The organism is Shewanella sp. DW31, from assembly GCF_015767295.1.
GTDB lineage: Bacteria > Pseudomonadota > Gammaproteobacteria > Enterobacterales > Shewanellaceae > Shewanella > Shewanella oncorhynchi.
On the sequence record NZ_JADWMP020000016.1, the window covers coordinates 95391 to 118499 of the forward strand.

Consider the following 23109-nt stretch of genomic DNA (forward strand, 5'->3'; position numbering starts at 1 on the left):
GTGCATTTGTTCATCTTCACTGTAAAGCGGCTGACTCAATATTGCTGGGATAGTCGTGCTAGCAACCTATCCATAGCACGATAACCCAGTGCTTGGGCAAGATGGCGGCGTTCGGTGTTAGGGGCTTGTTCAAGATCGGCGATAGTGCGGGCGACTCTTTGTATACGATGAAAACTGCGAACCGAAAGGCCAAGCTTCACCACGCTTTGCTCCAAAAACACTAAATCAGCATCACTGAGCCCACTGAAGTGTTTCAATTGTTTCCCTGTAAGTTCGCTATTGAGCACACCAGCACGGGCGAGTTGTAGCTCACGTGCTAGCTTAACTCGTTTGGCGATATCTTGGCTGGTTTCTGTCTGCGGCGCGGCTTGAGTCAAGGTGCCCGCGGGGAGTTTGGGGACTTCAATGGTTAAATCGAAACGATCGAGAAACGGACCTGAAAGCCGTGAAAGGTAACGTTGGATTTGTTCAGGGCTGGATCTATGATGGCTATCCAAGTCGCCACTAGGGCTAGGATTCATCGCTGCGATTAATTGGAATCGACTCAAAAATGTCAGCTTAGCGGCGGCGCGGGAAATCACTACTTCGCCGGTTTCCATCGGTTCACGCAGGCAATCTAAGACTTTACGAGGAAATTCAGCCACTTCATCCAAGAATAATACACCGCGATGGGCGAGGGAGATCTCCCCTGGTTTTGGGATACTGCCACCACCAACGAGGGAAATCGAAGAACTCGTGTGGTGCGGCGCCCTAAATGGTCGCTGTAAAAAATGCTGCGGTTTAATGTCGAGTCCAGCAACGGAATGAATTGCCGCCACTTCTAACGCTTCCTCATAATTGAGTGCAGGCAATAGTGCCATCATGCGGCTGGCAAGCATGGTCTTGCCAGTACCCGGCGGGCCTAGCATCAAGAGGTTGTGGTTACCCGCAGCGGCAATTTCGAGTGCTTGCTTGGCCTGATATTGGCCAATCACATCGCTCAGGCAAGTATGGGACTCGGGTGTCTCTTGGCTTACCCATTCTAACTGTGGCGCCAGTGTGGGCAGTTGATTTTGCCCTTGTAAATACGCGGCTAGACTTTGCAGATGCGAACCAAACAACACATTGGGATAGCCGACTAGCTCGGCATCGTGGCGGTTATCTAGCGGTAAGACCAAGGTATGGTCTTGGCGCTTTGCAGCGATAATTGCGGGCAATAATCCTTGGCAGTAACGTATGTGCCCTGACAGTGCCAGCTCGCCGACAAACTCGATATTTTTTAAACTGTTAATGGGAATCTGTTCCGAAGCGGCCAATATGCCCACGGCGATGGGTAAGTCGTAGCGGCCACCTTGTTTAGGTAAATCAGCTGGCGCGAGATTGACGGTTATCCGCCGCATCGGAAACTCGAATCCCGCATTGATCAAGGCACTGCGTACTCGCTCACGGGCTTCTTTTACCGAAGCTTCGGGTAAGCCTACAAGATTAAATGCTGGTAAGCCGTTGCTGAGATGCACTTCAACTGTGACTTGTGGAGCTTCGACCCCACAACTGGCTCGGGTATTGACACAGGCTATCGCCATAAACAAATCCTTTTGTTGATCTTTTTCGCTGAATTTGAGTGTAGCAGTAATTAATGGGAGGGGTTTCCTATCGCCTAGATCGTTGCTCTTCTCATTAGCAAGCCGTTGACTCCGGCTTTGCTAATCGTGTGATAGGCTTGGCAATTTGCCTTATTTGAAGATGGCAAATAGTTGATAGAAATGATAAAAAACAAACATTGGAGTCGTGAGGTAAATATGGATATGTTGTTAGCAGAAAATTCCCCCATTCGTCAGCAGCTGCTAGAGCAAAAGTTGGCGCAGTTTAAAGACCCGCATCTTGCCCATACGCTTTCGGCATTTATTCGCAATAGTGTCGATCTCTATCCCTGTGCAATCGAAGATTATGCTCAGTTAGGTAACAGCCGGCTGGGTGGATTGCCGGATTTGCCTGTTGGCATGGATTATCCGGTGACTTTGGTCGGAAGGGAGGAGATGTTGGATGGCTATGTTGAGAGCTTTGGCCATACCCGCGAGTTTATTAATGAGCATTGGCGGGAGGACTGGCAGGACGATTGGGAGACTGATGAGGAGCATAATTGGGATTGGGACGAGGCGGCGCAAGCCTTCCGTGTGCCCATGCAATTTATCGCACAGCTCAACTGCAGCGACCTGAAGGCGTTTCAATCTTATTTGCCTCGAGAAGGGCGATTGTTGTTCTTTTTGGAGCGCTGGCGATTCTCGGAAATGCTTCGCGGCCATGTCTATTATGTCGCTGAGGATCAGCAACTGAACTCTGGAAAAGCGATTGCCGAACCTAAGTTCGACGATGCGGTATGTGCAAACTATGAGTATGAAGAGGCTTATCAACTTCAGGGAATTGCCAGCATTAAGATGATAGCCCCTGACATGATTAATAGTGACAACCCGCATTTAGTAAAGTTAGCCAAGGCACGTTTACAAGCGCTACCAGAACCGCAACAAGCTATGGTGCTGGAGGCCCTAGCGGTTGTGGATGATGAATTGGCACCAGAGTGGCAAGATCAGCTCAAGGGCTATGAGCTGATACAATTGAATGAGCACGGATTTATCCCTGGTCAGATTCTCACTCAATCGCAATGGGCTAATACCGACTGGCAGTCATCCAACCTGCAGGAATTGCTCGTCCCCGAGCAGCCGCTGCCCTATTACGATGGGATAGCCTGCATTAATGGCCATGGTGATAGCCGCTATAAAGCACCCGAACTCCGCGCCGCAGCTGAATTAGGCGGCAATGCCGAAGATTATCTAGTACTGTTCAAAGTCGTCTACAGTGAGCATTCTATGCAATTGAATTTTATTATTCACCGGGACGATTTAGCGTTAGGAGAATTCGATCGCATTTACTGCATATATGATTATTAGTTCATTGAAAGGTTGGCTACTGCCAACCTTTTTGTTTGGCGATGCGGGCTACACAGCAATTGGAGTACACCGAGACGATTGAAGGTGTATGTTGCGACGGATTAGAAGAAGAGTCGCAAGCACAATTTAGTGCCTTTGAATGAATATGAGTTATAAAGGATTGATTCTGGGAGAAATGATTACGACTGAATAGATTAAGTGATTGATAGTTATATTTAATTATTTCAATCAGTTAATAGAGTTTAGTCAACCTATGCGATTATATGAGGGCATCGATGAGCAGTCTCATTTGGTTTACCCTCCACTGAAAATCATGGTTCCACTCCCCACGACCTTGATTCAACTTGACCGCTAGGCTGCATTAACGTCTGAGTTCTAACTTGTATTCCTTTTAAGTCCCCGTCATTTTCTCCGTGGTTAGGTCGCAAGACTGACCATAAGGCCGCCACTTACATCCCCATAAACATTCTGCTACTGAGCCACTCGAACCCCCTATACCGACAGGGTGTCGGAATAAATAGTCAGCATATAAAGTATACTTTGTATCATTTTGTGGTTTAATCGAAACATCTGCTGCCGATTTTAGCAACATTTTGGGCGGCGATGCGGTAACAAGGTTGTGAATCGATAATAATAAAGTGACCTCTTGTGAAGGATGACATTTGAGGGAACATGGTCGAGGAGAACTCGCCTATGCGTTCGTGGATGTTAGCGTGTGTGTTTATCTGTACTGCGGGTTTTGGTGGGGCAGCATGGGCAAAACTCGATGTGGTTTTTTTTAATCCTGGGGCTGTCGATGACAGTTTTTGGGGAGATGTCGACCAATTGATGTTGGCGGCATCGACGACACTCGATATTAAACTCGATATCATTCATTCCGATCGCAATCACTTCAAGATGATCACCCAACTCGATGAGTTGTTAGCTTCTGCAAAGGCGTTACCTAATTATGTTATTCTGGTTAATGAAAAACAATCCGCGATAAAAATGTTGCAGGCGCTTTATCCTCACCCTGTCTATGTGCAATTGATTTTAAATGATATTTCCCCTGGCGAGCGTGATGCCCTGCTGCAAGATCCCCATTGGCAAGAATATCTGTTACCCGCCATTATTCCCGATAATTACGCTATTGGTTCGGCGACCGCTAAGGCCTTAATGGACGACTTAGAGGGAAAGGCGGCTAAAGTTCTGTTGATTTCGGGCGATAAATCGACACCTGCTTCAGTGTTACGTACCCAAGGCGCCAGCGACTATTTCTTTATGCAGTCCAATGCCACTCTGACTCAAACGGTTTATGGCCAATGGAGTGAGGCTGTGGCTTATGGGCAAGCGTTAACCCTGCTGAATCGTTATCCTGATCTGAATGTGATTTGGACCGCCAGTGATCGTATGGCGATTGGGGTGCTTAAGGCATTGAAGGAAACAGGTTTGGTGTCTGGTAAAGATGTATTTGTCGGTACGATCAATACTTCACCTGAGATTTTACAGCTTTGTCGCCAGCACTCTGTGAGTGTTATTGGTGGCGGGCATTTTTTGGTTGGCGCTTTAGGTTTGGTCGAATTGCAATATTATCAGCAGCATAAAAAATATCTCCCCTATGACAATGTTGCCTTGTTCGGTGTTTTGCAACCAGATTCGGCATTTTATCAAATGTTAGTTGCTCGAGATTGGCCACAGATTTTCCAGTCTCAGATTTTGAATAAGTTGCCCCTCAAGGCGTAATAACAGGTGTACATGAAGCATCGTAATCATTCTATTAGCCACAAGATGACGCTGATTATTATTGGGGTGAGCTCGTTTTTTGCTGTGTTAACTATGCTGGTACAGTTGATTTGGAACTATCAGGATAGTATCGATAATGCGACTTCGGATATCCGCGAGTATTCAGAATCTATTTTGCCAAGCGTGGCTAAGTCACTGTGGGACGTCGACCGTAGCTTGTTATCGGATTTGCTCTCTGGACTGGGGATGATGCCATTAGTGTCGAGTGTACATTTAGACAGTATCGATGGCGTCACTATGCATCTGGGTAAACCTTTGTTAACCGATGACGAGTCGCAAACTCTATTTCACTATCCTGTGACCTATCAAGAGCAGTCGATAGCGACTTTGACCGTAGGGTTAGATACCAATCGGCTTTACTACGAGCTGTGGCGGCAGTTGATTTTTATCGTGCTTGGTAATGGGTTAAAGACCTTATTGATGATTTATTTGATTTTGACCTTAGTGCGACTCATGGTGACAGATAGATTGTCGGCACTGGAAGATTTCACTAATAAAATCAATCTTAACTCGTTAAAAAAGTTATCTGTGCCCGAGACGGTAACCGCAAGACCCGATGAAATAGCCCATGTGGCATTGTCACTTAAAGGTATGTATCAAAGGATACGTAATGATTTAGCCATCAATAAACGTCAGCAACGTGCACTGCAACAACAGCAGCATTTATTGTCTGACTTAGTCAAAGAACGAACTAAAGAATTAGATTGGCAGTCGCAGTCGAATCAATTGTTGGCCGAGATTTCATTGCAATTTTTGAGCATAGATACCTGCAATGTGGATAAAACCTTAACTGAGGTATGCCACAAAATAGGTCAGTTATTTGATGTTGAAAGGGTGAGTCTTCTCGAATTCAATCAGCAGCATGCCTATTACCGCAGCTTTTGGACCAGTGACTTACACGCAAATAAGGTCCAAGTGATTTCGGTAGATAATATTGCTCAACTGGCTAAAAAATTCGAGACGGAATCGACCTTAGTGATTGAGGATCTTGAGGCGTTAAAGGCTTTTTCACCACAGGAATATGAGGTAATGAAATCCGTGGGGATATGTTCGATTGCCGCCTTTGCGATTAAAAATGCTGGGGAGTTATTGGGATTGCTCTCGCTGTCGACTGTGTCGCGGCCATTAAATTGGAACGCCCAGAAAAAGAATATGTTGACCCAATTCGCCTCCGCATTGAACGAGTTACTGCTACGCGAACAGAAAGAGCGTCAGATGATAGTGCTACAACAAGCGCTGGTTGCCGCGAATAGCCAATTAAAGGTGATGGCTGAAACCGATGAGTTAACTGGCTTAGCTAATAGACGACCCTTTACCGAAAGATTAGCTACTGTGCTACAAGCTAACACTCCAGCGGGATTGTTAATGTTGGATATCGATTATTTCAAATCCTACAACGATACTTATGGTCATCTTGAAGGCGATACTGTGCTCAAGCAGGTGGCTGATGCCTTAGCACAGTGCGATATCCTGCCGCACAATGCTCTATTGGCTCGCATTGGTGGTGAAGAGTTTGCTTTGGTCGTCGAGCAGGTCACGCCAGCACAGTTAACGGCTATTGCTACGCAACTGTGTTATCTCGTTGAGCAACTCAATATTCCCCATCAAGTATCTCCGTTGGCTGTGGTGACGATCAGTATTGGCAGCGTGTTTTTGCCATTAGATAAGATCTCGGGGTTTAAGATGGCCGACGTATTACGCCGCGCCGATGTTTGCCTCTATCGCGCTAAGGATAAAGGTCGCAATAGAGTCGAGGTTGAAGTGATTTAATGGGAGCCGGTTGCAGGTGACGTTACTCTTTCGCCAAGATATCCCAACGCGTTGCTGGATTGGCTACTGAGCTTCAAGTGTCTAGGCTCTATGCTGCAAAATTGGAGACATATTCGGTTAGCATCACCACGCCACAGACGTCCTCAATCATGCTAACTAATTGATAACATTTATGTGAAACACAGCTGTAGATAAGTCGCTAAGATAAAAATTACTCAAGGTGAGGTAATATTAGGCGGCAGATGAGATATAATCTGTCGCCTATTGTCGATTTAGCGATGCACTCTGAGTGACATCCATGCTGCCATTCTGGACGTATTTTACGTAACGCAATTAAGCAAAGCCACGACTGCATAGTCAATTCTGTTGGTTTAAATGTACGTTCTAGCAGCTCAATATCAAAGCCATCGCGCTCGGATGTCTAATGCCATCGAGTCGAGTAAAATAATTAAATGCTGTATATTCAGTCGTTTCGACATAAAAAATTACTTAAATGATGCAAGTGCATTAGCGCTATGCGTGGGCTGCGAGAGCGGAGTCACGCATAACTCGTGAATTTGCAGATATACTGAGTGCACCCTAAGGATTGTCATCTAAGCGCTCATTTATCTCAGGGGTGAAAGTGGTCAATACAATCTTGTTGTGCAGCGACCAGACAAAGCAAACTTTGCTCAAATACAATGAATTCAACTGACTCGCGAGCAATAAAGCGCGAGTTGGTCCTAGTTAGTCCAGTGTTAAATGAAAGGTGTTACATGAGTCTCTTTGATAACGTGATGATTATATTGTGTCTAATCGGCGCGAGTTGTTTTTTCTCTATGTCAGAAATTGCACTTGCCGCTTCACGTAAAATTCGTTTACGTCAGTTAGCCGATGAGGGCGATGCACGGGCAGAAAAAGTGCTGCAGTTACAAGCTGTTCCCGGTAGCTTTTTTACGGTAGTACAAATTGGTCTTAATGCCGTTGCCATCATGGGCGGTATTGTGGGTGAGTCGGCATTTCGGCCTTACTTCTATCAGTTGCTTTCCCCTTTAGTTGCCGAGCCTTGGCTGAGCCAATTGAGCTTTGTTTTATCCTTCATAACGGTAACCAGCGCCTTTATTTTAGTCGCCGATTTAATGCCAAAACGCATTGCCATGGCGATGCCTGAGCCTGTCGCTTTAGCTGTTGTCGGGCCTATGTCTTTCTGTATTGTGCTATTACGCCCATTAGTGTGGTTTTTCAATGGCATGGCGAGTGGTATCTTTAAACTGCTGCAGATCCCAACCGTGCGTAACGATGCCATCACCTCCGACGATATTTATGCCGTCATGAATGCGGGCGCCGAAGCTGGGGTGCTAGATCGCGGTGAGCAACAGATGATGGAAAATGTGTTTGAAATGCAAACCGTTTCTGTGACTTCGGCCATGACGGCCCGTGAAAGCTTAGTGTACTTTTTACTGCAAGACAGTGAAGAAGATATCAAGCGTAAAATTTCTGAAGATCCCCATACTAAGTTCCTCGTCTGCGATGGTCAGTTGGATATGATCAAAGGCTTCGTGGATGCGAAAGAATTGCTGATCCGTGTGATCAACGGTGAGAATATCATCTTAAAAGGCAGTAACTTAATCCATACTTCGCTGATCATTCCCGATACGCTGAGCCTGTCAGAAGCGATGGAATACTTTAAAAATAGTCGCGCCGATTTTGCCGTGGTAATGAACGAATACGCCTTAGTGGTGGGGATTGTCACGACTAACGATCTACAGCGCGCCGTAATGGGGGCTTGGTCATTGCACGAGAGCGAAGAGCAGATCATCGCCCGTGATAGCAACTCTTGGTTAGTCGACGGTGTGACGCCTATTACCGACGTAATGCGCGCCTTTGGTATTGAGGAGTTTCCGCATAATCAGAACTACGAAACCATTGCTGGTTTTATGATGTATATGCTGCGTAAAATCCCTAAGCGTACGGATTTCGTGAACTATGCAGGCTATAAATTTGAGGTGGTCGATATCGATTCGTACAAGGTCGATCAGCTATTGGTGACCCGTATCGATCCTATTGATAAGCTCAACTCGCCGGATGTGTAATCCTGTCATCTTGTGTTGATTGCCTTGCGATAGAAATCCTGTGGCAATAGTTCGTTAGCACCAATTTGATAGCAACTGTTCGATAGTGAAGCGGTTCTTTTTAGCTAAGTTTTTAGCTTTTTGAGAGCCGTTTCGGTTTTCTATCTCGTTGAAACTCTTCACTCGCACTTTTATTTTGTATTACTTTCCCCGTTTAAATTACATCCAAAAACGCATTAACGATGGGATCATCAAGTCGTTTCACTTTGCAGCAGCAACCTAACTCGAACGATGGAATAGCAACCGGCGACGAGAGTAGCTGAATGCGATCTCGCACTGGGCTATTATTGATCACCACTTCGGGGCTCATGCTCACGCCGCAACCTAACGCTACCATAGAGGCGATCGCTTCCTGTCCCGAGACTTGGGCGTAAATATTAGGGCTGATGCCCATTTGTTTGAACCAGTTATCGGCGCGGCGCCGTCCTGGGCCGTGATCTGGGATGATAAAGGGCACGCTCGACCAATCTATGGGCGTTTGACTCACTTGTTGCTGTACTGCACAGCGGATCGTCGGTGCGATAATCGACAGTGGCACATCGTCGATTTTGGCAAAATGTAAGCTGCTGGGGAAAGGATCGGGCAGGGCGGCGATGGCGATATCGGCGCGATTCTGCTGCACTTCTGCTAGCGCGTTGGCTGCATCTCCCGTGGTTAAGGCGATTTCGACGAAGGGATGCTCTTGGCGGAATAGATCCAATAAACCCGGTAAATGACTGTAGGCAGCAGTGACCGAGCAATATAGATTTAACCGACCGCGCAGTACGTCCTGCTTGAGATCGATACTGTGCTTGAGTGTGCTCCAATGGTTCAAGGTCTGCTCGGCGAATCGCTTAAACTCGTGTCCCGCGTGGGTTAAGGTCACGCTGCGATTATCCCGCTCTAACAGTTTAGCGTTCACTTCTTCTTCTAATCTTTGCAGTGCTCGGCTTAAGGTCGATGGGCTCACATGCATCTGCTCCGCGGTCTTGGCGAAGTGCAAACTGTCACATAAGTGCAGGTACAATTTGAGGGTACGAATATCCATAACTTATCCTGTTTAGCCTGAGCTTGAGTGCTGCATATTGCCGCCGATGTTGCTGCCAGTGTTACTGAGCGTTATTGCGGCTGACGTTGCGCATAATGCAATATGAAGTTCCGAATATATCATTTTAAGCAATGATAAGCATGGGTTATAGTGATTTCAATCACAACCAAGTCGTAACATTATGTTAGTTTGGTTGCGTCCAAAATTTCTGACTTATAGGTGGTATATCAGATGGCTAACTATTTTAACTCTCTGAATTTACGTCAACAATTAGCACAGCTTGGCCAATGTCGTTTCATGGAACGTTCTGAGTTTAGCGACGGCTGTAACTACATCAAAGATTGGAATATTGTTATTTTAGGTTGTGGTGCTCAAGGTCTTAACCAAGGCTTGAACATGCGTGACTCGGGTCTGAATATCTCTTTTGCCCTGCGTCCTGAAGCGATTGAACAGAAACGTGCCTCATGGCAAAAAGCAACCGATAACGGTTTCCGTGTCGGTACCTTTGAAGAATTAATCCCTGCGGCGGATCTGGTGCTTAACCTGACGCCGGACAAACAGCATTCAAACGTGGTTAACGCAGTTATGCCACTGATGAAGCAAGGCTCTACCTTGTCTTACTCACACGGCTTCAACATTGTTGAAGAGGGTATGCAAGTTCGTTCCGACATCACTGTGGTGATGGTTGCTCCTAAGTGCCCAGGTACTGAAGTGCGTGAAGAATACAAACGTGGTTTTGGTGTGCCTACCCTTATCGCAGTTCACCCAGAAAACGATCCAAACGGTGATGGCTTAGAGATTGCTAAAGCCTACGCTAGCGCAACGGGTGGAGACAGGGCCGGTGTTTTACTGTCGTCTTTCATCGCAGAAGTGAAGTCGGATCTGATGGGCGAGCAGACCATTCTGTGCGGTATGTTGCAGACGGGTGCCATCTTAGGTTACGAGAAAATGATCGCCGATGGCGTTGAGCCAGGCTACGCGGCCAAGCTTATCCAGCAAGGTTGGGAAACGGTCACTGAAGCGCTGAAACACGGCGGCATCACTAACATGATGGACCGTTTGTCTAATCCAGCCAAGATTAAAGCATTTGAAATTGCAGAAGATTTAAAAGAAATTCTGCAACCATTATTTGAAAAGCACATGGATGACATCATCAGCGGCGAATTCTCACGCACTATGATGGAAGACTGGGCAAACGATGATGCGAACTTACTGCGTTGGAGAGCCGAAACTGGCGAAACAGGTTTCGAAAATGCGCCCGTATCGAGCGAGCATATCGACGAACAAACCTATTTCGACAAAGGTATTTTCCTTGTCGCTATGATCAAAGCGGGTGTGGAACTGGCGTTCGATACCATGGTATCTGCAGGTATTGTGGAAGAGTCGGCCTATTACGAGTCACTGCACGAAACCCCACTTATCGCTAACACGATTGCCCGTAAGCGTTTGTACGAAATGAACGTAGTGATTTCAGACACAGCCGAATACGGTTGCTACCTGTTTAATCACGCCGCCGTACCTATGCTGCGCGACTACGTTAATGCCATGTCATCTGAGTATTTAGGTGCTGGCCTGAAAGACAGCGCAACCGGTGTCGACAACCTAACGCTCATCGCTGTTAACGAAGCGATTCGTGAAACGGCAGTGGAATATGTTGGTGCTGAGCTTCGCGGTTACATGACAGATATGAAGAGCATTGTTGAGGCTTAAGTGATCGTTAGTTAAGCCCAGCATTGGGGGAGAGGGTTGAGACTCAAAGGACTTGGGTCTCAGCTCAGTTCCCAAGCAAGCTCAAGATAGTGAAACGCGCATCTTGAGCTTGCTTAGTGATAAATCAGTTAGTGAGAAACAAATTTTTTCCTGTTCAGTGGGTTGTCGAGCGGGCAAAAACGACACAGTTAGTGAGTCTATCGTTCAGTAGGTGAATCGCGCCGACTGAGGCTCAACAGTTAACGTTTTACTTTGTTGTTTTGCATTGTCTCGGCAGGGAAGCTGAATTTTTTTGACAAAAGATATTTTTTATTGTGTTTGGCCGTTGCTTTATGGTAAAGCTAATAGCTCGCGCTAGGGCAAAGCCCAAAGCGATACTAACTTTCATGCAATATCCCAATTTTAGAAACACCGATTAGGAATCCATATTGATGTTTAACCAAGCTGCCAAGCTCATTCTCGTGATTATTACCGTCGTGATTATTAAATCACAGCGGGGGCGGCGCATGGCGAACTGATAGACCTAAAAGGTTAAAAGTTTCGAAAGAACCCCCCGCTCCGAAAGGACCGGGGGGTTCTTCGTTTCAGGGCCTAGAGTAAGGTTCTAAGCTTCGAAAGAGTAAAAATTAGCGTCGATTTTCGGCAATTCAGGACTAACGTAGCGAGAGAGAATATGGAACCAGGGCAGATGATCAGAGGCGCAGACGCGGTAATCAAGGTGTTAGCAGCACATGGAGTCACCACAGTGTTTGGTTACCCAGGTGGTGCCATTATGCCAATATACGATGCCCTCTATGGAAGCCCTGTTGAACATCTCTTAAGCCGTCACGAACAAGGCGCCGCCTTTGCCGCCGTAGGATACGCAAGAGCCAGCGGTAAAACCGGCGTGTGCTTTGCGACCTCAGGCCCAGGCGCGACTAACCTGATCACTTCCTTAGCCGACGCGCTGTTAGATTCAGTGCCTATCGTGGCCATTACGGGCCAAGTCTCTACCGCCGTTATCGGCACTGATGCGTTTCAAGAAATCGATGTGCTGGGCATGTCACTGAGCTGTACTAAGCACAGCTTTATGGTGACAAATATCAACGACCTGATCCCAACCTTGTATCAAGCCTTCGAAATCGCCGCATCCGGCCGCCCTGGCCCTGTGTTGGTCGATATCCCGAAGGATATCCAACTCGCTTACCTCGAATACCGTACACCTTTACTGGCCGTCACCAACGAACCCCAAGCCGAGATGAGTGATATCGAGGCCGCCCGTGCGCTGTTGGCTGAGGCTAAACAACCTATGTTGTATGTCGGCGGCGGTGTGGGCATGGCGGGCGCGGTCGATCAACTGCGTGAGTTTATCAAAGTGACGGGCATACCTTCGGTCGCAACCTTGAAAGGGCTGGGCAGTATCGCCCATGGCACACCCGGCTACTTAGGCATGTTAGGTATGCATGGTGGCAAGGCGGCTAACTTAGCGGTACAGGATTGTGATTTGCTGATCGTGGTTGGCGCCCGTTTCGACGACAGAGTCACCGGCCGTTTAGCGAGCTTCGCCGACAAGGCCAAAGTGATCCATTTAGACATAGACGCCGCTGAGCTGGGCAAGTTACGTATGCCAGAGGTGGCGATAGCCGGTGACTTACGTCAAATCCTGCCTGCCTTAGCCATGTCGATGAACATCACGCCTTGGCAGGCCGAGGTGGAGCATTTATGTCGTAAGCATCAATGGGATTATCAACACCCCGGCAGTTTGATCTATGCGCCTGCGTTGCTGCGTCGCTTAGCCAATAAGTTACCCGAAGACAATGTTGTTTGTTGCGATGTGGGCCAGCACCAAATGTGGGTGGCCCAACATATGTGGTTCCGCCGCCCAGAGGATCACCTGTCCAGCGCGGGTTTAGGCACTATGGGCTTTGGTTTGCCCGCCGCGATTGGTGCGCAAGTGGCCCGTCCCGATGCGACAGTGGTGACTGTCTCTGGCGATGGTTCTTTTATGATGAATGTGCAGGAGCTGACCACCATCAAACGCCGTAAGCTGCCGGTGAAAATCGTGCTGGTTGATAACCAAAAGCTTGGCATGGTGAAGCAGTGGCAGCAGCTATTTTTTGAAGAGCGCTACAGCGAAACGGATTTATCCGATAACCCTGATTTTGTCTTATTGGCCTCCGCCTTTGATATTCCCGGCCGCACTATTTTTTCTTCCGACGAAGTGGAAGAAGCCTTAACCGAAATGTTAGCGGCTAAGGGCCCGTATTTGTTACACGTTGCAATCGACGATGCTTTTAACGTTTGGCCACTGGTGCCCCCCGGCGCATCAAACAGCGATATGATGGACGAAATGGAGAAACAAACATGATCCACTCTCTGGAATTAACGGTTCAACAACGCCCCGAAGTGCTTGAGCGTGTTTTGCGCGTGACTCGCCACCGTGGCTTTACGATTACCCAAATGCAGATGCGTATGAACGACGATGCGAGTCTGTCGCTGGATATGGAGGTCGATAGCGAACGTGCCATCGAACTGTTAAGTAATCAGCTGAATAAACTGATTGATGTGACCCAGTGTAAGGTATTGTTACCGCTGAGCTTGCAACAAACGGCTAATGCTTAAGCATTCGCCATGTGAATTAAGAATACCATTTTCGATTTGAGATAAAGGATACAGTCAATGCCAAAGTTACGTTCAGCTACCAGTACCGAAGGCCGCAATATGGCGGGTGCCCGTGCGCTATGGCGCGCCACAGGGGTGAAAGACAATGATTTTGGTAAGCCAATTATCGCCATTGCTAACTCCTTTACTCAGTTTGTTCCGGGTCATGTGCACTTAAAAGACATGGGCTCACTGGTGGCGAGCGCCATCGAAGAAGCGGGCGGTATCGCCAAAGAATTCAATACGATCGCAGTCGATGACGGTATCGCCATGGGCCACGGCGGCATGCTTTACAGTCTGCCATCGCGCGAGCTTATCGCCGACAGTGTGGAATACATGGTTAATGCCCACTGCGCCGATGCTTTAGTGTGTATCTCCAACTGCGACAAGATCACACCTGGCATGTTGATGGCGGCGCTGCGCCTCAATATTCCCGTCGTGTTTGTGTCTGGCGGACCGATGGAAGCGGGTAAAACTAAGCTGTCGGATAAACTCATCAAGCTCGACTTAGTCGATGCTATGGTGGCGGGCGCCGATTCGAACGTGAGCGATGAAGACAGTGCCAAAATCGAGCGTAGTGCGTGCCCAACTTGTGGCTCTTGCTCTGGCATGTTTACCGCGAACTCAATGAACTGTTTAACCGAAGCTCTAGGATTATCGCTGCCGGGTAACGGTTCTATGTTGGCAACCCACGCCGATCGTCGCGAGCTGTTTTTAGAAGCGGGTCGCCGCGTGATGGCGCTGGCAAAACGTTATTATCATCAAGATGATGAATCAGCATTGCCACGTAATATCGCAAACTTTAAAGCCTTCGAAAATGCCATGACCTTAGATATCGCCATGGGCGGTTCATCTAATACTGTATTGCATTTATTGGCCGCCGCGCAGGAAGCCGATGTTGATTTTACCATGGCGGATATTGACCGTATGTCGCGCCTTGTGCCGCACCTTTGTAAGGTTGCGCCATCGACGCCTAAATACCATATGGAAGACGTGCACCGTGCGGGCGGCGTGATGGGGATTTTAGGTGAGCTAGACAGAGCCGGATTACTGCATACCGATGTGTTCCATGTGGCGGCCGATGAAGGTGGCAATTTGAAGTCTGTATTGGCGAAATACGATGTGATGCAGACGCAAGATGAAAAAGTAAAACATTTCTTTATGGCGGGACCTGCGGGGATTCCGACCACTAAAGCCTTTAGCCAAGATTGTCGCTGGCCGTCACTGGATAATGACAGACAAGAAGGCTGTATCCGTAGCCGCGAGTTTGCCTTCAGCCAAGAGGGCGGTCTTGCCGTATTGTCGGGTAATGTGGCCGAAAACGGCTGTATCGTTAAAACGGCGGGCGTAGATGAATCTAATCTGACCTTCATCGGCTCGGCGCGCGTTTATGAAAGCCAAGATGATGCAGTGGCGGGCATTTTAGGCGGTGAAGTGGTGGCGGGCGACGTGGTTGTTATCCGTTACGAAGGCCCGAAAGGTGGCCCAGGTATGCAAGAAATGTTGTATCCAACCAGTTACTTAAAATCACGTGGTTTAGGCAAGGCCTGCGCGCTGATCACCGATGGTCGTTTCTCCGGTGGTACTTCAGGTTTATCTATCGGCCACGTCTCACCCGAAGCGGCCGCTGGCGGCACAATCGCCTTGATTGAAAATGGCGATCGCATCGAAATTGATATCCCCAAGCGCAGTATCAAGCTGGCGTTAAGCGATGCCGAACTCAATGCTCGCCGTGAAAAAATGCACAGTCTTGGCCCAATGGCGTGGAAACCTATTGGTCGCCAGCGTTATGTGTCACTCGCACTTAAGGCCTACGCCATGCTCGCCACCAGTGCCGACAAGGGCGCGGTGCGCGATCGCAGTAAACTGGAGGACTAATTATGTTTACTGCATCTATATTGCCACTCTCATCGCAAACTCAGGCGGATTTAGCCCATTTTCAGTTGGCACAAAGCTATCTGCAAAAAATCCTGTTGTCATCTGTGTATGACATAGCGAAAGTGACGCCGCTTTCCAGCATGAATAAGTTATCGGCGCGTTTAGGTTGTCAGGTATTTTTGAAGCGCGAAGATATGCAGCCAGTGCATTCCTTCAAGTTACGCGGTGCCTATAACCGTATCGCCCAACTGACGAAAGAAGAATGCCAGCGCGGCGTGGTGTGTGCTTCGGCAGGCAATCATGCTCAGGGTGTAGCCATGTCGGCGGCGAGTCGCGGTGTGGATGCTGTGATTGTGATGCCTGAGACGACGCCCGATATTAAAGTCGATGCGGTGCGCCGTTTAGGTGGCAACGTGGTATTGCACGGCCAAGCCTTCGATCAAGCCAATGGCTTTGCGATGGCGATGGCTAAAGAAGAGGGCCGAGTCTATATCGCGCCCTTCGATGATGAAGCGGTGATCGCAGGCCAAGGCACTATCGCCCAAGAGATGTTGCAGCAGCAGCGTGATCTCGAAGTGGTATTTGTGCCCGTAGGCGGTGGCGGGCTCATTGCGGGTATCGCTGCCTATTACAAGGCGGTGATGCCGCAGGTGAAAATTGTCGGTGTCGAGCCAGAAGATGCGGCCTGTTTAAAGGCTGCGATGGAAGCGGGCGAGCCGGTGACGCTGGCGCAAGTCGGTTTATTTGCCGACGGTGTGGCGGTGAAGCGTATCGGCACTGAGCCGTTTCGAGTCGCGAAACTTTATGTCGATGAAGTAGTGACTGTCACCTCAGATGAAATCTGCGCTGCGGTGAAAGATATCTTCGAAGACACCCGTGCGATCGCCGAACCCGCAGGGGCTTTGTCCTTAGCTGGGCTTAAAAAATATATCAGCGCTAATGCCAATGGTGATTGCGGCAATGGTGAGAAAGTCGCCGCGATTTTAAGTGGTGCCAATGTGAATTTTCACAGTCTGCGTTATGTGTCGGAGCGCTGCGAACTCGGTGAGCAAAAAGAAGCGGTACTGGCGGTGAAAGTCCCTGAGCGTCCGGGAAGTTTCTTAAAATTCTGTGAGTTACTCGATAAGCGGGTGATGACAGAGTTCAACTATCGTTTCAGCAGTCGCGATCTTGCCGTCGTGTTTGCCGGCATTCGCTTAAGCCGAGGCCAAGGTGAGCTAGAACAAATCATTGCTACCTTAGAGGCCAATGGTTTTGAAGTGCAGGATTTATCTGGCGATGAAACTGCGAAATTGCATGTGCGTTATATGGTCGGCGGTCATCCACCAGAGCCTTTAGAGGAGCGTTTGTTTAGCTTCGAGTTCCCCGAGCATCCCGGTGCGCTGCTGAAGTTTTTGACCACATTGCAGAGTAAATGGAACATTAGCTTGTTCCATTATCGCAACCACGGCGCGGCCTTTGGCCGAGTGCTGGCGGGGTTTGAAGTGCCCGCGAGTGATGCCTTGCCGTTCCAACAGTTTTTAACTGAGTTGGGTTTTGTCTATCAAGAGGAAACCCAAAGCCCTGCTTATCAGCTGTTTTTAAATGCGGGTAACGGCAACAAGGCGTTACAACCTTAGCGCACCATGCGCGTGATAGTTATGTTAGTCATAACTAAGGCTAAAGGAGGAGCGCACAGGCGCTCCTTTTTGTGGTAGTTTTGTAGACTTAATACTCTAGCCGCCGATTAGCGCGCCACAGTTAAGTCGCTGACTTAATCCGCTGACGATTGGCTAACGAATAATAACTAGACTTCGACCTACACCTACACGCATTAAGGAGACATGATGTTACCAGCACCGCGTTTTACCGCTTTTAATCCTCCTCGCCGTATTTTAATGGGCCCTGGCCCGTCGGATGTTTATCCCGAAGTGCTTGCGGCGCAGTCCAGACCTACGGTTGGCCACTTAGATCCGCTGTTTGTGGGCATGATGGATGAGCTTAAGAGTCTGATCCAATACGCCTTCCAAACTAAAAACGAAATGACCATGGCGGTATCAGCGCCGGGCAGTGCGGGCATGGAAACCTGTTTCGTTAACTTAGTCGAGCCGGGTGAGAAGGTAATTGTCTGTCGTAACGGTGTGTTTGGTGAGCGTATGCGCCAAAACGTCGAGCGTATGGGCGCTATTGCCGTGCTGGTGGACAATGAGTGGGGCACACCTGTTGACCCTGCTGCGGTTGAAGCGGCGCTGAAAGCTAATCCCGATGCCAAATTTTTAGCCTTTGTGCACGCCGAAACCTCAACTGGCGCCTTGTCCGATGCCAAAACCCTGTGTGCATTAGCCAAAACCTATGGTTGCTTGAGCATAGTTGATGCGGTGACTTCCCTTGGCGGTGTCGAGTTAAGGGTCGATGAATGGGGCATAGATGCTATTTATTCCGGCAGTCAAAAGTGCCTTTCCTGTGTACCGGGTTTATCACCTGTGTCTTTCTCACCTGCTGCCGTCGAAAAACTCAAGAATCGCAAGACCCCAGTGCAAAGTTGGTTCCTCGATCAAAGCTTAGTGATGGCCTATTGGACCAGCGCGGGTGGCAAACGTAGTTACCATCACACTGCGCCAGTGAATGCGCTTTATGCACTGCATGAATCCCTGCGTATTTTAGCGGCCGAAGGCTTAGAGAATGCATGGCAACGCCACCACGAAATGCATTTAGTGCTGCGTGCTGGGCTGGAAAAGTTAGGGCTTAATTTTGTGGTTGCCGAAGATTATCGCCTACCGCAGCTGAATACGGTTTATATCCCCGCAGGTGTGGATGATGCCGCAGTGCGCACTCGTTTGCTGAAGGATTACAACCTCGAAATCGGTGCAGGCCTTGGCGCCCTTGCGGGTAAAGCATGGCGTATCGGTCTAATGGGCTTTGGTGCCCGCCGTGAGAATGTTTCTTTATGCCTCAAGGCATTAGAAGAAGTGTTGAACTAATATGCCAAAATTACGCCTTGCTCTTTGCGGCCTAATGATCGCTTTGCTCAGTGCTTGTTCGGTGAACAATACCAGCAATGCGTCCTGCGATTTTGTGCGCGGAACAAACAATAATCAAAGTATGCGTGAGGCGAGTGGCCACGATATGGGCAGCGCCGATGAGCGACAAAAAGATGTCGGTATCGGCTTCTTGAGTGTCATCTTCGGCGGCATCAGTCGAGCACTTTCTTCCGATGATTCATCGGATGGAAAATGCGTGTAACGCTGTGAGTTATCTTTGAGTGTTCATCATCCCCGCTGTGAGGGGATGATGATCAAAGCCGCGGTAAGGTGGGCTGCACGAATAGGGATGACACTATCGGTAAATTGACAGTCTGTTTGCATACATACGCTGTGTTAATCTCTCCACTGGGCAGTTTGAATGACTAAAGTTTATTTACAATAATTTTCAATTACTTGATATTTTTCGACTTCAACTTTTGTGTATTCATTTCTTGAAGTTTTCACCATCTCAAAGAGTTTTACTCCACAGGTCTCCTTTCCGCTCGCTAGCTTTACGTAATCGTAAAGGGCTTCATAATTGCCATTAATTTTGGGTTCAAAGCTGATAATTTTGCGGCACCAAGAATACAAGGCTCCCCCTGAATCGGTTTGCCCTGGGGCAAATCCCGAAATTCCAACGCCATTAAATTGGAAGGCAAAAGGCTTTTCTGCGGGGATATAGACTTCATTTTGATGGGAGTCACCCAGCGTTTTATCATACGCGGGCATATCAAGCCTACTTAGGCTTCTAATTAAGTTCGCTTTTACACCAAGTGTAGCAATCCCGCTTTTAGCGTCGAATTCAGTAGATATGCAATCTTTTCTGCTTGGGACGTTAATAAAATTATTATTGCTAGGCACAGAGGCTAGTCGCAATTTGGCGCTTGGTCCTTCTTTCATGGGGTGTAAGTATTGATTTGAGGCGCAACCGGATAGCGCAACAATACCACTTAATAAAAGCACTTTTTTCACGTATATACTCCATAGTAAATGTTAAAATAACGTCCGTTTAAAGGGCTAGGTAACGTCTGCCGCCCTGTATTGTTAACAATTGTATCCGATGTATCCCGGTGGAGCCATCTCATGGCGTGTCAGTGCTGAGCTTTACTTCACAAATGTATGCAAAATTAGCACGTTATGCTTTATTATGCTTGATATACAGGGGGGGAGGTTACTTATTAATTGCTTGGTTGAGCATTTGTAAATAGTGCCACCTATCTTAAATCGCCGCGAGAATGTGACGCTCTGTTTACGTGCCCCTGAAGAGGTGTAGAACTAATATATTAACTGCGCGTATAGGGATTTTACGTTTAGCAATCTTTGGGTTAATACTGATATTAACTGGCTGTTCCTCGACAAATTCGAGCAGTGCTAGCTGTGATTTTGTGCGAGAAACTGCTGGTAATCAGAGTCAACGCGAGGTCAGTGGTGACGATAGTCGTAGTCGCGATGTCCGACAGATGGATGTGGGCATCGGGACTTTAACCGCTATCTTCGGCAGTATTAGCCGCGCACTTTCTTCCGATGATTCATCGGATAAGAAGTGTTTGTAATAGGTGAGTTTTATTAACAAAGCTGTATTTTTACTCTGGGATATTGATTAAACACTTTCATTCCAGTGACTCGCCGACTTTGGTTTAAAAAATAAGTTGTCCCTATAGACCCTACGGCGGCGACCATGCCGCCAATGGTCACTTCCACGACAGTGCTTAATCCCGTTAAACCCTTGGTATACCTGATAGTCTGTTATTTATAATTATACATTCCGAGAATTTAACAATGGGTGGCTCGTTAAGATTTTTTGACTTGCGAAGGAATATTATGGCTAGCAACAGAGTAAAACGATGTTTAAAATAAATTCAAGTTTGCGCTAATGCTTTCTTAGGGACATTAAACTTTTAACCTATTACAGGGTAGTTATTTTGAGTACAAATCTACAGCCATTTTTTATTGTCCAATCAGATCCTGATGGTAAGGGAATACCGTATTTTATGGATAAACATTGGACTCCTGAGCTACCTGACTATGAGTTTTATGACTCACCACCATGTGAGGGTGATTTTTTAAATGCTTATTCTCTTAAAGCAAAAACATATCAACTGAATGGTGATTATTTGGTTGATGAAAATTTAGTTTCTAATGAAATGTTATACTTGTGTGAAAAATTAAATGTTAAGTGTATTCGTATTCCTGTCGATATTAACCTGCATCGAGGAGTTCGGCCGCAGAAAAAGTACTTTTTATTTTTTCCACTAAGTTATTTGTCTATCTTAGATAAGGATGAGTCCACTTATACTATCTCGATTGACTTAGATTCTGGAAAATTGAACACGCAAGAGGAACGTGGGTTAAAGAAGACATATTATGAGTCTATAGATAAATTTAAAATAAAGAATAATATTCGTGAACATTTATTCTTTTGTAACGAGATAGCGGCTTCTGTATGTTCTATTCAGTTTAAAAACGAGTACGAGGCTCTTGGTTTAACGGGTGTGATTTTTAAGGAAATAAATGATAATTATCAGTATTACGCATGGAACTGAGAGCATCATAAAATGAAAATATTGAAGCTAAGTACAAGGAGTGAATAATGGACTGGATTGAGTTAGAAGAAAAATGCTTTGAAATTACATACGATACAATCAAGATGTTATTGTTAGAAAATAAAGATGAGGCATTCTATGCGGTATCTCTTTACACTGACAGTAGTGCCATGTCAGCATCATTAAGTGCTAGCTCTGAGGGTAAGCTTAAAAGCATTCTCGCTGCTGAAGAAGATCAGAGCATAGAGTGTGAAAATTACTATAGATGGGCAGTGTCTGAGTGGTTTTATGACGGATATAATGCGGGAGCCTTCTCCAAAATAAGTAAGATGCTTCGAGAGAATTCATCTCGAGAAATAAACTTTGTAAAGTTTAAAAATAAACTAATTCAGACATTATCAAACGTACTGGTCAGAATAAAAAAAGAACTGCCTATTGAGCTAAATTCGACAGTGTGTTTTGTTTCAATGACTGACGACGATGAGTCTGGGGAAATAGAAAACTCTTCTGCAAAATTAATAAACGATGCACCACTTTCAATGGCATTTATTTTAAGATTTGACTAATTAACCGTACAGGTTTATCTATAAAAATAGAAAAATAATCTCTTTTTAAAAAAGATGAAAAAATATAGGACAAACGCATCTTTTCTTCATGGCGATTATTCTAAATCTTGATTCAAAAGATATGACTGCTGAGATGGTCACCTCTGTCTGGACTTCGGTTTGGGTAGTTCAGGCTATCAGAATGTACGGCAGTTTATGGGATTAAGCACTGGCATGTAAGTGACCGTTGGCGGCATGACCGCTCATTCACATCCATGTGATCGCGACATTCGTATGTCCATATACAGCAGATGCAACCGTCGAGCCCTCAGGGATGACTTATTTTTAAACCAAAGTTGGCGCGTCACTGGAATGACAGTGCTTAATCACTTCTCACGTCACAGAGTCTAATTGTCATATCTTTTGACGCATTCTTAGTTGAGCCATGTTGAACAATCAGGAGACATAAATCAGACCACCCAAGATAAACTGCAACATAGTTAAAAAGACAGGATGATAGTGGCATAGTAGATACATGAATAGTGTTTGAAGCAAAACATAAATCGAATTAAGTTATTGCTTTATATGGAGTATTACTCCGCTGAATTTATCACTAAGGATTTTTTGATGATTAGAATATTGTGTTTAATTTATTTGATTTTAGTGTCATATAGTTCAATTGCATCATCACCTATAGTGGAGGAAATAGTGACTTCTGAATTGGCGAAGGAGTTAGGCTTTATTATAAAAATTGAACCTCAAGGTGATATCGGTCAGTCAATCGAAGTTGTTGGGCCTTTAGTTATTAATTCTGATTGCCGTCCTTTTAGAACTGGCAGTTTTTTTGCTGAAAAAAATGACAACCAGATTGCTGCATTTTTGACTACATTACCACTTTCCGATGAAGCTCCTAAAGTTTTAGGATTTACTCCGAATGATAGCTTTTATACCGTTAAGATGGTTATTGATTACACCTGTCCATCCCCTTACGAATCTGCAAGTCGAAGGTACGTGTTGCCAGTAAAGATAGAGTGAACAGGATAGGGGAAAAGACAGGGAAAGGTTAACTGTTTCATCCATGCTAATGAATTCACATTGATATGTAAGTGACCGTTGACGGCATGGATGCCGTCGTCGAGCCCTGTAGGATCCCCTCATAATTCATAACCCCAACAAC

18 protein-coding genes are annotated in these 23109 nt (G+C 46.7%); 15 read left to right on the forward strand and 3 right to left on the reverse strand.

All coding sequences use genetic code 11. The features are described 5' to 3' along the window. Positions 1 to 35 precede the first annotated feature (35 nt). Positions 36 to 1562, reverse strand: a complete 1527-nt coding sequence (locus GWI56_RS14315) for a YifB family Mg chelatase-like AAA ATPase (RefSeq protein WP_198573254.1) — start codon at positions 1560 to 1562, stop codon at positions 36 to 38. 216 nt (positions 1563 to 1778) lie between these two features. Between GWI56_RS14315 and GWI56_RS14320 the strand changes: the two genes are divergently transcribed. The 4 genes from GWI56_RS14320 to GWI56_RS14335 all read left to right on the forward strand — a co-directional run bounded on the left by GWI56_RS14320 (position 1779) and on the right by GWI56_RS14335 (position 8548). Beyond that, the gene (locus GWI56_RS14320; protein WP_198573255.1) at positions 1779 to 2924 is read left to right on the forward strand and encodes a DUF1963 domain-containing protein; all 1146 of its coding nucleotides are present in this window, start codon (positions 1779 to 1781) and stop codon (positions 2922 to 2924) included. Between the two features lie 693 nt (positions 2925 to 3617). After that, positions 3618 to 4646 (forward strand): ABC transporter substrate-binding protein, encoded by a 1029-nt coding sequence (locus GWI56_RS14325; RefSeq protein ID WP_198573256.1) that lies wholly within the window; start codon positions 3618 to 3620, stop codon positions 4644 to 4646. Positions 4647 to 4691: 45 nt separating this feature from the next. After that, positions 4692 to 6476 (forward strand): GGDEF domain-containing protein, encoded by a 1785-nt coding sequence (locus GWI56_RS14330; RefSeq protein ID WP_198573269.1) that lies wholly within the window; start codon positions 4692 to 4694, stop codon positions 6474 to 6476. 755 nt (positions 6477 to 7231) lie between these two features. After that, the gene (locus GWI56_RS14335) at positions 7232 to 8548 is read left to right on the forward strand and encodes a hemolysin family protein (RefSeq protein WP_105250472.1); all 1317 of its coding nucleotides are present in this window, start codon (positions 7232 to 7234) and stop codon (positions 8546 to 8548) included. A 193-nt stretch (positions 8549 to 8741) separates the two neighbouring features. Here the strand turns inward: GWI56_RS14335 and ilvY are convergent, their stop codons facing one another. Then, positions 8742 to 9614, reverse strand: a complete 873-nt coding sequence (gene ilvY, locus GWI56_RS14340; protein WP_198573257.1) for an HTH-type transcriptional activator IlvY — start codon at positions 9612 to 9614, stop codon at positions 8742 to 8744. 231 nt (positions 9615 to 9845) lie between these two features. On the opposite strand from ilvY, the gene ilvC reads away from it, so the two are divergent. The 7 genes from ilvC (at position 9846) to GWI56_RS14375 (ending at position 19064) form a co-directional block, all read left to right on the forward strand. Next, positions 9846 to 11324, forward strand: coding sequence for a ketol-acid reductoisomerase (ilvC, locus tag GWI56_RS14345; protein WP_198573258.1), 1479 nt, complete (start codon positions 9846 to 9848; stop codon positions 11322 to 11324). 673 nt (positions 11325 to 11997) lie between these two features. Beyond that, positions 11998 to 13671, forward strand: coding sequence for an acetolactate synthase 2 catalytic subunit (gene ilvG / locus GWI56_RS14350; RefSeq protein ID WP_198573259.1), 1674 nt, complete (start codon positions 11998 to 12000; stop codon positions 13669 to 13671). After that, a complete protein-coding gene (gene ilvM / locus GWI56_RS14355; protein WP_006083459.1) occupies positions 13668 to 13925 on the forward strand; it encodes an acetolactate synthase 2 small subunit in 258 nt (85 codons plus the stop codon). The genes ilvG and ilvM overlap by 4 nt, the downstream gene beginning before the upstream one ends. 57 nt (positions 13926 to 13982) lie before the next feature. Beyond that, positions 13983 to 15842 (forward strand): dihydroxy-acid dehydratase, encoded by a 1860-nt coding sequence (gene ilvD, locus GWI56_RS14360; RefSeq protein ID WP_113941678.1) that lies wholly within the window; start codon positions 13983 to 13985, stop codon positions 15840 to 15842. 2 nt (positions 15843 to 15844) lie between these two features. Beyond that, complete coding sequence (ilvA, locus tag GWI56_RS14365; RefSeq protein ID WP_198573260.1) at positions 15845 to 17461, forward strand: threonine ammonia-lyase, biosynthetic; 1617 nt, start codon at positions 15845 to 15847, stop codon at positions 17459 to 17461. 207 nt (positions 17462 to 17668) lie between these two features. Beyond that, positions 17669 to 18802, forward strand: coding sequence for an alanine--glyoxylate aminotransferase family protein (locus GWI56_RS14370; protein WP_198573270.1), 1134 nt, complete (start codon positions 17669 to 17671; stop codon positions 18800 to 18802). Position 18803: 1 nt separating this feature from the next. After that, the gene (locus tag GWI56_RS14375; protein WP_198573261.1) at positions 18804 to 19064 is read left to right on the forward strand and encodes a hypothetical protein; all 261 of its coding nucleotides are present in this window, start codon (positions 18804 to 18806) and stop codon (positions 19062 to 19064) included. A gap of 170 nt (positions 19065 to 19234) precedes the next feature. Here the strand turns inward: GWI56_RS14375 and GWI56_RS14380 are convergent, their stop codons facing one another. Further along, positions 19235 to 19816, reverse strand: coding sequence for a hypothetical protein (locus GWI56_RS14380; RefSeq protein ID WP_198573262.1), 582 nt, complete (start codon positions 19814 to 19816; stop codon positions 19235 to 19237). Positions 19817 to 20229: 413 nt separating this feature from the next. Between GWI56_RS14380 and GWI56_RS21730 the strand changes: the two genes are divergently transcribed. The 4 genes from GWI56_RS21730 (at position 20230) to GWI56_RS14400 (ending at position 22967) form a co-directional block, all read left to right on the forward strand. Further along, entirely contained in the window at positions 20230 to 20397 is a 168-nt protein-coding gene (locus GWI56_RS21730; protein ID WP_242068409.1) for a hypothetical protein, read from the forward strand. 369 nt (positions 20398 to 20766) lie between these two features. Further along, a complete protein-coding gene (locus GWI56_RS14390; RefSeq protein ID WP_198573263.1) occupies positions 20767 to 21387 on the forward strand; it encodes a DUF1629 domain-containing protein in 621 nt (206 codons plus the stop codon). A gap of 47 nt (positions 21388 to 21434) precedes the next feature. Continuing rightward, positions 21435 to 21953: a DUF4303 domain-containing protein gene (locus GWI56_RS14395; RefSeq protein WP_198573264.1), complete on the forward strand. Its 519-nt coding sequence runs from the start codon at positions 21435 to 21437 to the stop codon at positions 21951 to 21953. 687 nt (positions 21954 to 22640) lie between these two features. Continuing rightward, the gene (locus tag GWI56_RS14400; RefSeq protein WP_147250511.1) at positions 22641 to 22967 is read left to right on the forward strand and encodes a hypothetical protein; all 327 of its coding nucleotides are present in this window, start codon (positions 22641 to 22643) and stop codon (positions 22965 to 22967) included. The last annotated feature ends 142 nt before the right edge of the window (positions 22968 to 23109 follow it).